Genomic DNA, 11,422 nt, shown 5'->3' with positions numbered 1-11,422 from the left:
ATCAACGCTCCCCTAGACAGTCTCGAACCATCGTAGGCGCTTCATCGGCGCGATGGTCACTGGTGGCGGTGCTCGACCCCGCCGAACCCGACATAACTCGCGTCCTGCACACGCCCCAAACGTTATCCGGTTACGCCGTCGGCGAACGCTACGGCAGGATGCACGGGTGGAGCTCGTGGAGATCATCGAGGACGGCGTGCTGCTGCGGCCCTGGCGAGAGACGGATGCCGAGGCCGTGCACCGAGCCTGCCAGGACCCGGACATTCAGCGTTGGACCACCGTACCGCGCCCGTACCGGCCGGAACACGCCCACGGATTTGTCACCGAGATGAGCCGGAAGGCCTGGGCCGAGGGCACCGGGGCACCGTTCGCGGTCTGCGACCCGGACACCGGGGAGCTGCTGGGTTCCAGCGGGCTCACCTCGATCGGCGAGGGCGGCACCGGTGAGATCGGCTACTGGACGGCACCCTGGGCGCGTGGTCGAGGCGTGATGGTCCGGGCCACCCGGGCGGTTGCCCGCTGGTCCTTTGACACCCTCGGGCTTCGCCGGCTCATCTGGCAGGCCGAGGTGGGCAACCACGCCTCCCGGCTGGTGGCCCTCCGGGCAGGTTTCCGGATCGACGGTAGGTTGCGGCTGGCCGACCCGGCGCTGCTGCCCGGAAGCGCGGACGGCTGGATCGGCTCGCTGCTGCCCGGCGAGGTGCCGGCCGCCGGGTCGGTCGGTCCGGCCGGACCGGGCACCCTCGCCGCCCTTCGGGCCGCCGTCTTCGGCCGCCCGCAGCCCGTTCTGTTCGCCGAGACCGGGGCTGGCGAGCTGCGGCTACGGCCGATGGAGGAGAAGGACCTGGACGCGGTGGTGCAGACCTGCCGGGACCCGGAGACCATCCGCTGGACGACGGTGCCGGACCCGTACGACCGCGCCGACGCGGAGGGCTACCAGGCGTACGGCCGCGACTCCTGGGCTCGGGGGGACGCCGCCTGTTTCATGATCGCCGACGCCGACGACCGGTACGTGGGCACGCTCGACCTGCGGCTCTCCCCCACCGACCCGCTGGTGGCCGACACCGGCTTCATGACCGCGCCGGCAGCCCGGGGCCGGGGCTACCTGCCCGCCGCGCTGGTCGCGCTCAGCGCCTGGGGCTTCAGCACGTTGGGCCTGGCGCGGATCGAGTGGAAGGCGAACGTGGGCAACACCGCCTCCCGGCGAGCGGCGGAGAAGGCGGGCTTCCTGATGGAGGGGACCGCCCGGGGTGGCGTGCAGCACCGGGGCGAGCGGGTGGACGTGTGGGTCGGGGCACTTCTCGCGAAGGATCTGGGATGAGATTGCGGCCGGTGGTCGAGGCGCACGGGGTGCGGCTGCGTCCCTTTCGCCCGGAGGACAACGCCGACGTCGTCGACGGCTGCGCGGACCCGCTGACCCAACGGTTCGTGTCGAACCTCCCGACGTCGTACACCGAGGCCGACGCCCGCTGGTGGATCGACGTCGGCGCCCCGGCGGCCTGGACCGGCGGCGGCACTGCGTACGCCGTCGCGGACCCCGCGACCGATCGGCTGCTCGGCGCGGTGGGGCTGAACAACCCGGTGCCCGCCAGGGGTCAGCTGGAGATCGGCTACTGGATGCGGCCGGCGGCCCGCGGTCGCGGGCTGGCCACCGCGGCGACCCGCGTGCTGAGCGAGCACGCGTTCGCTGCCGGGGCGGCCCGGCTGGAACTGCTCACCGAACCGGAGAACGGTCCGAGCCAACGGGTCGCGCTGGCCGCCGGATTCCGCTACGAGGGTCTGCGCCGGTCGGCCGGTGCCTCCCGCGACGCGGGCCGGCGCGATCTGCTGGCCTGGGTACGCGTCACCGGTGATCCGCCCGGCCCGACCGCCCGGCTGCTGCCCGACCTGCCCGGCGGGGCGCTCACCGACCAGGTGGTGGCGCTGCGCCCTCTCGCGCCGGACGACGCGGCGCTGATGTACCGGTTGCACAGCCGACCCGAGGTGGTGGCGAACCAGGCGCCGCCGGTGCCGCCGACCCGCGAGGCGATGGAGCGGCGTTGTCGTCTCGCGCAGAGCGGCTGGCTGACCGGCGAGATCGCCAGGCTGATGATCACGGACGTGACCAGCGGCGAGCCCGTGGGCAGTTGCGGCTTGTCGTACACCGACGTGGCCGCCGGCGAGGCGTCGGTCGGCTACGCGTTGCTGCCGGACTGGCGCGGCCGGGGGTACGCGACGAGGGCAGTCCGGTTGCTCGCGGGCTGGGCGTTCGGCTCGGTCGGTATCGCCCGGCTGTCGGCCGGAACGGTGCCGGACAACACCGCGTCGCACCGGGTGCTGGAGCGGGTCGGTTTTCGTCGCGAGGCAGTTCAGCGCGGCCGACTGCCCGGACTGGCCGGCGCCCGCCTGGACGACCTGACCTTCGCGTTGCTGCCCGCCGACCCCCGCTGACCGGTGTCGTGGGGTTGTGGTGGGGCACCCACCGCAACCCCACGAGCTGCCGGTCAGGTGTCGAGGGAGATGATGCCGTAGTCGTACGCGTGGCGCCGGTAGACGACGCTGGGGCGGCCGGACTCCTTGTCCTGGAAAAGGTAGAAGTCGTGGCCGACCAGTTCCATCTCGAACAACGCGTCGTCGATGGTCATCGGCTCCGCCGGGTGGACCTTCTCCCGGGCGATGTGCCACGGCTGGTCGTCGTGCTCCTCTTCGACCCGCTCCGCGACAGCCGTGCCGGCGCGGGCGCCATCGCTCGGCGCGCTCAGCGCGTTGGGCACCAGGTCCGCGACCGGCAGGCCAGCGGTGGCCTCGGCGACGGAGATCGGCGCGTGCCGGCCCCGGTGTACGCGGCGACGGTCGGCCGCGCGGCGCAGCCGGGTGTCGAGCTTCGCGATGGCCGCGTCGAGCGCGCTGTAGAAGTCGTTCGTGCAGGCTTCGGCCCGCATGACCGGGCCCCGGGAAACGCAGGTGATCTCCACCCGCTGGCAGTGGTCGGCCTGGCGCGGATTGCGCTCGTGAAACAGCTCGACATCAACGCGAATAAGTTTGTGGTCGTAGCGTTCGATCTTCGCGAGTTTCTCGGCTACGTGTACCCGGTAATGGTCCGGCACTTCGACGTTTCGGCCCTTGACCACGATGTCCACGTGACCTCCCTTTTTCGGACGGTCTTCGATCCGGTTACCCGGCCGCGCGCCGTGGGGAGACCCGCTGGCGTCGACCGGTTGGTACGGCTACGCCTCCTCTCACCGCCGAGGGTGGTGGGAACGACCTCCTACCCCCGACAGCGAAACGCTAACTCTTGTTTGCCCGGCAGTCACCCCATGTTGCCGAGACGACCCAGGATTTTTCGCAGCTCGTACACCAACGGGTGAAACGGAAACACTAAGGGTTACGACTGGCGCCTTTTCTCGGTCGCCGCGAGCACCGCCGCAACACCCGGTGCCCATCCTGTCGCGGTCAGCACCCGGCTCGCGGCGGCGAGGGTCACGCCGGTGGTGACGATGTCGTCGAGCAGCACCACGACCGGCGCCGGGCCCCCGGCACGACCCTGGAGCGGCCCTGTCGGGCGGGGCTGGAAGGCCGCCTCGGCCGCCGCCGCGCGCGCGGCGCTGTCCAGGGTGACCGAGTCGGGCCGGGGTGACGCCCGCAGCGGACGGTGCACCCGCACCGCCCAACCGCTCCGGTTGAGCCGGGCCGCGCAGTGCCGGGCCAGCCGGTCGAGGTGGTCTCCGTAGCGGGACCGGGCCGCCGCCGCGGTGTCCGGGACCGGAACCAACGCCAGCGGACGGGCCCCACCGACAGCCGCCGCGACGACCTCGGCGAGCAGCGCGCCGAGCGGGCGAGCAAGCCCGTGTCGGCCGTGTTCCTTGTACGCCAGCAGGGACTCGCGCAGCGGACCCGCGTACGGGCCGAGGGCGACGCAGGACGGCAGGCCCGGCGGGGCGGGGGTGGGGCGGACCGCCCGTGGCCGCAATGCACCCAGCGCCACGACACAGGCTGGGCAGACCCCGTGCCGCAGGCCGGGTCGGCGCTCCCGACAACCGGCGCAGTCGGCGGGCAGCACCAGGTCGGCGAGGTCCGCCCAGAGCCCGCTCACCGTGTCAGTAGAGGAAGAACGGCGCGGACGGGTTGCTCGGCCGGACACCGGTCGGCACCGGGGCGATGTCGCGTACCCGGCCGGGCTCGATCCGTTCGAATGGGCTGCTGCGGTAGGCCACCCCGTTCGCCTCGTACATGTACGCCCCGCCGGGCGTCCGCACACTGCGGTTGGTCGGGTACGCGGTCAGGTGGGTGACCTTGGCGCCGAGGTCGGTCCGCAGCGGTGTCTCCAGGGCGCCGTCGACACTGATCTCGTAGATCGCCGGCTGGCCGACCGACCCCGCCACCACCAACTGGTCCTCCCTGCCCCAGTCGACAGCCGTCGGGTTGGTCAGCGAGGTGACCAGCTCTCGGGGCGGGCCGATGGAGGCCCCGCCGCCGTCGAGGTTGACCGCTGCGACGTAGAGACGGCCGCCGACGATCAGCGCCACCCGCTGGCCGTCCAACCCGGCGGCCACCGCGGTGACCGCGGCGGAGGGCAGGTTGAGCGGCACCGGATACATCCGGGCCGCCTCGTCGAACCGGTAGAGCTGCCCGTCGGCCACGACGAGGCCGCGGCTGGGGCGGTTGTCGACCGTACGCAGCCAGACCGGTCGGCCGATCGAGGAGTATTCGGCGCCGCTGCGGCTGACCACGGAGACCGGGTCGGCACCCGTGCCCACGGCGAGTCGGTACCGGTTCTTGCCGCTGCTGGCGACCACCATCGCGGCGAGGATCCGGCGGTCCTTGGCCAGCCCGAGGCTGGCGGAGACGACGTTACGGTTGGCCTCGGGTGTCAACGGCACCGTGCCGCTGGGCTCGCCGTCGAAGTCGAGTGGGTGGATCGCGCCGTCGTACACGCCGAACCGCTGCGGGCTGGCGGCATACGGGTAGAGCACCCGGGCGTCTCGTCGCTCGCCCAGGTCCACCACGGGCTGCGCGTTGTTGCGGATCTTCAACTCCAGCTGACCGGTGAGGTCGCCCAGCGACCAGGCGATCTGCGTGATCAACTGGTCGATCCCGCTCTGGTCGTCGCCGGACATGTCCAGGTTGACCTCCCACCGACCGTTGCCGCCGGTGGCGTTGTTGATCAGCTCGGTGCGGTCCGGCAGCCCGACGACTCCCGGGCGCAACCAGTCGGAGGGGCCACCGACCAGCCACTTCACCACCTCGTTGACCTGCCGCTCGACCGGCACCGCCTGCGGTCGGTAGCGCTGGTCGGGCACCAGGCGGCTGCGGTCCGAACTCCAGAAGTAGATCGTCTCGTCCTGGTAATACTCCCGAAGGGCGGTGTCGCTGAGCAGCAGCACGTTGGGCGGGTTGATGACGTAGAGGCCGGCCCGGTCATCGTTGACGCCGCCGTTGAAGGACGCGCTGCGCAGGCCGAACTCGTACTCGGTCTCGGTCGCCACCGGTGGGGCCAGGATGCCGTTGGTGCGCAGCACCCCGATCTGCTGCACGGCGATCTTGACGGTCGTGGTCGAGTCGCTGTTGAGGGTGTAGACCGCCTCGCGCAGCCGGACCACGTTCAGCGCGACCTCGCTGCCCTTTTTGTCCTGTAGGCGAGTCTTGTCCTCCGGGGCGATGAACGCCTTGACCCGCTCGTACGCCCGATCCGGCTCGCCGGCGGCGGCGGACAGGAAGTTGCGGACGAACGTCTCGTTGACGCTGCCGCTGGCGGTGCGCGTCGGTGGCTCACTGCCCCGACTGATCACACCGGCCTCGGTCGCGGCGCTGCCCTTGCCGTCCACCCGCACGTCGGATGCCGCCGGAATGCCACAGCCGGCGCCCAGCAGCACCATCACGCCGAGGGTTCCGAACAGAGTCGGCCGTCTCACGAGCGCACCTCCGTCCGCTGCCCGTCGCCAGCCGGAGCCGGACCGATCGCCAGTGCCGCGCCGGTGCCGGGACCGATGGCCAGTGGCCCACCGTCGCGGGGGCCGCCGAACGGTAGGGCGGCGTCGGCCGGCACCAGCCGCAGCGGTGAGGTGGTCAGCCGATCACCAGCACGGGCCGGCAGGGTGAGTCGGAACTGCGCGCCCTGCCCGGGAGCACCCCACGCCTCCAGCCAGCCGCCGTGCAGCCGTGCGTCCTCCAGGCTGATCGACAGGCCCAGCCCGGTGCCCCCGGTCTGCCGGGCCCGCGACGGGTCCGCCCGCCAGAACCGGTTGAACACCAGCTTCTCCTCGCCAACCTTCAGCCCCACACCGTGGTCGCGGACCGTGATCGCCACGGCGGTCTCGTCGATGCCGAGGGTGATCAGCACCGGGCGGGCCTCACCGTGCTCGACGGCGTTGCCGACCAGGTTGCGCAACACCCGCTCGACCCGGCGCGGGTCGACCTCGGCGATGACCGGCGCGCCCGGCAGGTCGAGTTCGATCGGTACGCCCACCCGCTCGGCCAGGCCCGCCAGCCGGTCGACCACCCGGTGCACCACCGGCACCAGGTCGGTCGGCTCGGAATCCAGCATGGCGAAGCCCGCGTCGAACCGACTGATCTCCAGCAGGTCGGTCAGCAGCTCCTCGAAGCGGTCCAACTCGGCCTGGAGCAGCTCGGCGCTGCGGGCGACGGCCGGGTCGAACTCGTCGCGCTCAGCGAAGATCAGGTCGGCGGCCATCCGCACCGTGGTCAGCGGGGTACGCAGCTCGTGGGAGACGTCCGAGGTGAAGCGGCGCTGCAACCGGGACATCTCTTCCAGGCGCAGGATCTGCCGTTGCAGGTTGGTGGCCATCTGGTTGAACGACGCGGCGAGCAGGGCCAGGTCGTCCTCGCCGTTGACCACCATCCGCTGGTCGAGCAGGCCCGCGGAGAGCCGCTGGGCGGTACGTGCGGCGACCCGGACCGGGTTGACCACCAGCCGGGTGACAAGCGCCGCGAGCAACCCGAGCAGGATCACCAGCGCGACCCCGGTGGCCACCACAGTGGCGCGGGCGTCGGCGGCGGTGACGTCCTGCCGGCCCAGCGGGACCAGGTAGTAGAGCTCGATCTGGCCGAAGCGGGTGGGCACCGGCGAGCCGTAGACAAGGTATTTGGTGCTCTCGCCGGTGAGTCGCCCGGTGCGGATCTGACTGGCCACCTTGCCGTCGGCGATCGCGGCTCGCAGCTCGGGGCTGATCAGCGACTGCACGTTCGCCGACGGGGAGGTGCGCGTCTGGATGTCGTTGGGATAGTCGTCGGCGGTGATGGCCACCACCACCCCGCTGGTCTGCTGAGGGTCGCCGCCGGCCAGGTAGTTGACAGTGCCGTCGATGGTCTCCTGGAGCTGCGCCTCCTGCGGCTGCCCGTAGAAGGAGACCTGCTTCGCCGCGTAGCTGGCGCCGGTTGTCACCCGCTGCCGGACGTCGCTGCGCGCGCTGTCGAGCAGGATGGTGGTGATCTTGTCAGCGATCAGGAACGCGAACCCGCCGACCAGGAGGCTGGACGCGACCAGCGTGATGGTCACGACCCGAACCTGGAGCGAGCGACGCCAGGTCTGGTGTGCCCGACCCACCGCACGAGCGACCCGACCACTCACCGCACGCCAGAGCTCCCCGCCGGCGCTGGGCCGGCGGGCAGCCGTACTCGGGGAGGGTGGGGGCGGCGAGGTCGACACAGTGCGACCAGGCTATCCGGTCCCCGCCTTGTAGCCCACGCCCCGCACGGTGAGGATGATTTCCGGTCGCTCCGGGTCTGGTTCGATCTTGGCCCGCAACCGCTGGACGTGCACGTTGACCAGACGGGTGTCGGCCGCGTGCCGGTAGCCCCAGACCTGTTCGAGCAGCACCTCGCGGGTGAAGACCTGACGTGGCTTGCGGGCGAGCGCGACCAGCAGGTCGAACTCCAGCGGCGTCAGCTTCACCTCCTCGTCGTTGCGACTCACCGTGTGCGCGGGCACGTCGATGGTGATCTGGTTGTCCGGCGGCCCGATGGTGAGCATCTCCGGGGCCACGTCCTCGCCTCGGCGCAGTCGGGCCCGCATCCGGGCCACCAGCTCCTTGGGCTTGAACGGCTTGACCACGTAGTCGTCGGCGCCGGATTCCAGGCCGAGCACGACGTCGACGGTGTCGCTCTTGGCGGTCAGCATGACGATGGGCACGCCGGACTCCGCCCGAATCGACCTGGCCACGTCGATCCCGCTCATGCCGGGAAGCATCAGGTCAAGCAGCACTATGTCGGGACGACTGTCGCGAAAAGCGGCCAACGCCCGCTCGCCGTCCGCCACAAAAGAGGGCAGGAAACCCTCACTGCGCAGCACGATGCCGAGCATCTCGGCGAGCGCGGGGTCATCGTCGACCACCAGTACGCGGGCTCTCATGGGATTAATATTGCATCCTCATTCAGTTCGGTGGGACCGGCGTCCGCCGGTAACGCTCAGCGCCGCCGTCAAACCGGGTGCCCGCGGTCCGCGGCGGCGGCGCCACGTGCTGCGGTGCCTGGGCGCACGGATGGCCGCGGGCCAGGCTGCCACCATGATCCCCCTTTGGCGGCGCCCGGCGCCACCGCAAGCCGGACCGATCCGGCTGTCGCCATCCGGACGACGGTCAGCCGAACAGCCCACTCCCCCAGTGTTCCCCGCCGTCGCGTACCCCGGGTGGGCAGGCGAACACCCCGCTGGAGACGTGTCGCAGGTACTCGTTCATCACGTCGTGCCGGGCCAGCTGCGTCTGGATCGGCACGAACTGACGGCGTGGATCACGCTGGTAGGCGATGAAGAAGAGGCCCGCGTCGAGCCGGCCGAGGCCGTCCGAGCCGTCGACGAAGTTGTAACCCCGGCGAAGCAGTTGGGCCCCGCCGTTCCGGCTCGGGTGGGCCAGCGTGACATGGGCGTGCTCGGCGATCACCGGATTCCCGTCCGCGCCACGGGCGGCGAAGTCGGGCTCGTCGAACTCGTCGCCGCGACCCAGCGGCGCGCCGCTGCCCTTGGCCCGGCCGACGATCTCCTCCTGCTCGGCGAGGGAGGTCCGGTCCCAGGTCTCCACCAGCATTCGGATCTTGCGGGTCACCAGGTACGAGCCGCCGGCCATCCAGTCCGGCCCGTCGCCCGGCTGCACCCACAACTGGTCGCGCAGCAGGTCGGTGTCCTCGGCCTTGAGGTTGGCCGTGCCGTCCTTGAACCCGAAGAGGTTGCGCGCGGTCGCCTGCTCCCGCGTGGTCGACGAGGTGCGGCCGAAGCCGAGCTGCGACCAGCGGACGCTCACCACGCCCATGCCCAGCCGGGCCAGGTTACGGATCGCGTGCACCGCCACCTGCGGGTCGTTGGAGCAGGCCTGGACGCAGAGGTCGCCGCCGGAGAGCTGCGGCTGCAACGCGTCGCCGGGAAACTTCGGCAGCTCGGCGAGGGCGGCAGGGCGACGCTCGGCGAGGCCGAAGCGGTCCCGTCCGTCGGCGTCGCGGAACAGCGTGGGCCCGAAACCGATGGTGAGGGTGAGCTGCGAGGGAGGCAGGCCGAGCGCCTCGCCGGTGTCGTCCGGTGGGGCCTCCGGCATCCCGCCGACCGCACCCAGCACCCCGGCGTCGCGCCCCGCCGTCATCCGGGCGGCGGCGGCCGTCCACTCCTCCAGCAGCTCGACGAGTCGGGTCCGGTCCTTGGTGATCACGTCGAAGGCCACGAAGTGCAGCCGGTCCTGCGCCGGGGTGACGATGCCGGCCTGGTGCTCTCCGTGGAACGGCACCGCCCCGGCCGGGTGGTCGCTCGCCGCGGCCGGGCCATGGGAGCCGTTCAGCAGCGCCCCCGCGCCGGCCGCCACTCCGGCGACCCCCGCCACCCCGGCGCCGGCCAGGGTGATCGCCCGGCGCCGGGTGAACCTGCTTCCGCTCATCGACTCGACTCTCTCTGCCAGGTGGTCACTTCGCGACGGCCGCGGCGACCTTGCTGATCGGCTCGGCGAGCGCGTTGATCCCGTCGGAGAGCTCCTTGAGCTCGGCCTTGCTCAGCGCGGTGTGCAGCTTCCACCCGTCGCCGTCGCGGTGCTTGCCGAGCAGGCCCTCGACGTTCGTGAACTCGGCGTCCAGCTGGGTGACCAGCTCCGGCGAGCGCTGCTGCAACGCGGGCCGCAGGGCGGACACAGCGGCCTTGGAACCTTCGAGGTTGGCGGCGAAGTCCCACAGGTCGGTGTGCGAGTAGCGGTCCTCCTCGCCGGTGATCTTGCCGCTGGCCACCTCGTCGAGCAGTTCCTTGGCACCGTTGGCGAGCTGGAGCGGGGAGAGCTTCTCGGCGTTCGCCTTGGCCACGATCTCCTTGACATCCACCAGCAGGCGGTCGGCGATCGGGCCGTCCTTGGAGATGTCGCCGGACTGCCAGAGGTCCTTCTCGATCCGGTGGAAGCCGGTGAACTCCATCCCCTCCTCGAGAACCTCCTCGCGGCCATCGATCTTGGGGTCGAGGTCACCGAAGATCTCAGCGACCGGCTCGATCCGCTCCCAGTAGGTGCGGGCGACCGGGTAGAGCGCCTTGGACTTCGCCACATCGCCGGCCTTGACCGCGCCGACGAACTCCTCGGTCTTGTCCAACAGCGCGCTGGTCTGGCTCTTCACGTACCGCTGGTAGTTGTCAGTGGCGTCACCCAGCGCGGCGTCGGCGGTGAGCGGCTGCGCCGACCCGCTGACCTTGAGCGCGCCCCGGATGCCCTTGCCGCTCATCCCCGGCTTGCAGGCCGTCTGGTACGTGCCGGCCGGCAACTCCACGTGCAGCTCGCGGCTCAGCCCAGGGGCGATGTTCTCCACCTCGCCCATCACCCGGTCGCCGTCGGCGTACACGTAGAACTCGGTCACCTTCGCGCCCGAATTGGTGATCTTGAAGGTGGCGGTGCCGGCGCCCAGGTCGGTCGAGCCGACCTCACAGGCGGTGTCGCTGGCCTTGACCACGATCGGTCCGCCGGACCCGGCCGAGTCACCCTTGTCTGAGTCGGAGCAGGCGGCCAGACCGGCCGTGGCCAGCACGCCGGCGGCGGCCAGCGCGAAAAACTGGGTGGTACGCATCTGAGCTGTCTCTCCTCGTGGGTCAGGCACGCTGCGGCGCGGACGCCGCCTCGGCCTCAGCGCCGGTGTCAGCCCCGCGCTCGGTGACGGTGGTGGTGGTCGCGGTGGGTGCCGGCTTACGCCGGGCCGGTCGCAGGAAGAGCAGGAGCACCGGCACGGCGTACGCGACCCAGGCGATCGTCTCCAGCACTGTGGGCGCGGGGGTCACGTTGAACATGCCGGCGAGCAGGGCCGCGTACCAGGTGCTCGGGTCAAGCACGCTGGTGATGTCGAAGGCCAGGTCGTTCAGGCCGGGCAGGACACCGGCCTCCTGGAAGTCGTGCACGCCGTACTTGAGGATGCCGGCGGCGACCAGGATCAGCAGCGCGCCGGTCCAGGTGAAGAACTTGCTGAGGTTGATCCGCAGGGCGCT

Annotated in this window: 10 protein-coding genes; 2 read left to right on the top strand and 8 right to left on the bottom strand. The window is 71.3% G+C overall.

The features are described 5' to 3' along the window. Positions 1-166: 166 nt before the first annotated feature. Both ABZ749_RS17800 and ABZ749_RS17795 read left to right on the top strand, forming a co-directional pair. A complete protein-coding gene (locus ABZ749_RS17800; RefSeq protein WP_357228990.1) occupies positions 167-1,321 on the top strand; it encodes a GNAT family N-acetyltransferase in 1,155 nt (384 codons plus the stop codon). Beyond that, complete coding sequence (locus tag ABZ749_RS17795) at positions 1,318-2,430, top strand: GNAT family N-acetyltransferase (protein ID WP_357228987.1); 1,113 nt, start codon at positions 1,318-1,320, stop codon at positions 2,428-2,430. The genes ABZ749_RS17800 and ABZ749_RS17795 overlap by 4 nt, the downstream gene beginning before the upstream one ends. 53 nt (positions 2,431-2,483) lie before the next feature. Here the strand turns inward: ABZ749_RS17795 and raiA are convergent, their stop codons facing one another. The 8 genes from raiA to ABZ749_RS17755 form a co-directional block, all read right to left on the bottom strand. Continuing rightward, positions 2,484-3,119, bottom strand: coding sequence for a ribosome-associated translation inhibitor RaiA (raiA, locus tag ABZ749_RS17790; protein WP_357228985.1), 636 nt, complete (start codon positions 3,117-3,119; stop codon positions 2,484-2,486). 245 nt (positions 3,120-3,364) lie between these two features. Next, positions 3,365-4,072, bottom strand: coding sequence for a ComF family protein (locus ABZ749_RS17785; protein ID WP_357228982.1), 708 nt, complete (start codon positions 4,070-4,072; stop codon positions 3,365-3,367). Positions 4,073-4,076: 4 nt separating this feature from the next. After that, the gene (locus ABZ749_RS17780; protein WP_357228993.1) at positions 4,077-5,855 is read right to left on the bottom strand and encodes an LpqB family beta-propeller domain-containing protein; all 1,779 of its coding nucleotides are present in this window, start codon (positions 5,853-5,855) and stop codon (positions 4,077-4,079) included. 32 nt (positions 5,856-5,887) lie between these two features. Continuing rightward, complete coding sequence (gene mtrB / locus ABZ749_RS17775) at positions 5,888-7,645, bottom strand: MtrAB system histidine kinase MtrB (RefSeq protein ID WP_357228979.1); 1,758 nt, start codon at positions 7,643-7,645, stop codon at positions 5,888-5,890. A gap of 12 nt (positions 7,646-7,657) precedes the next feature. Continuing rightward, positions 7,658-8,347 carry an MtrAB system response regulator MtrA gene (gene mtrA, locus ABZ749_RS17770; protein ID WP_030331519.1) on the bottom strand — a complete coding sequence of 230 codons (690 nt, stop codon included), beginning with the start codon at positions 8,345-8,347 and terminating at the stop codon, positions 7,658-7,660. A 226-nt stretch (positions 8,348-8,573) separates the two neighbouring features. Beyond that, positions 8,574-9,851: an iron uptake transporter deferrochelatase/peroxidase subunit gene (gene efeB, locus ABZ749_RS17765; RefSeq protein WP_357228977.1), complete on the bottom strand. Its 1,278-nt coding sequence runs from the start codon at positions 9,849-9,851 to the stop codon at positions 8,574-8,576. A 25-nt stretch (positions 9,852-9,876) separates the two neighbouring features. Beyond that, positions 9,877-11,010, bottom strand: a complete 1,134-nt coding sequence (efeO, locus tag ABZ749_RS17760; RefSeq protein WP_357228975.1) for an iron uptake system protein EfeO — start codon at positions 11,008-11,010, stop codon at positions 9,877-9,879. A gap of 22 nt (positions 11,011-11,032) precedes the next feature. Next, the coding region (locus tag ABZ749_RS17755; RefSeq protein WP_357228973.1) for an FTR1 family protein at positions 11,033-11,422 on the bottom strand (390 nt) is incomplete at its 5' end.

Origin of the sequence: Micromonospora sp. NPDC047753 (genome assembly GCF_040642735.1) — a bacterium.
Classification (GTDB): domain Bacteria; phylum Actinomycetota; class Actinomycetes; order Mycobacteriales; family Micromonosporaceae; genus Micromonospora.
This window is presented reverse-complemented; position numbering and strand designations above follow the sequence as displayed.

What these genes read in the sequence shown, in the direction of transcription:
- ABZ749_RS17780 (WP_357228993.1), bottom strand. Translation starts at nt 5,855, where the DNA reads ATGGTGCTGCTGGGCGCCGGCTGTGGCATTCCGGCGGCATCCGACGTG.
- mtrA (WP_030331519.1), bottom strand. Translation starts at nt 8,347, where the DNA reads ATGAGAGCCCGCGTACTGGTGGTCGACGATGACCCCGCGCTCGCCGAG.
- efeB (WP_357228977.1), bottom strand. Translation starts at nt 9,851, where the DNA reads ATGAGCGGAAGCAGGTTCACCCGGCGCCGGGCGATCACCCTGGCCGGC.
- ABZ749_RS17795 (WP_357228987.1), top strand. Translation starts at nt 1,318, where the DNA reads ATGAGATTGCGGCCGGTGGTCGAGGCGCACGGGGTGCGGCTGCGTCCC.
- efeO (WP_357228975.1), bottom strand. Translation starts at nt 11,010, where the DNA reads ATGCGTACCACCCAGTTTTTCGCGCTGGCCGCCGCCGGCGTGCTGGCC.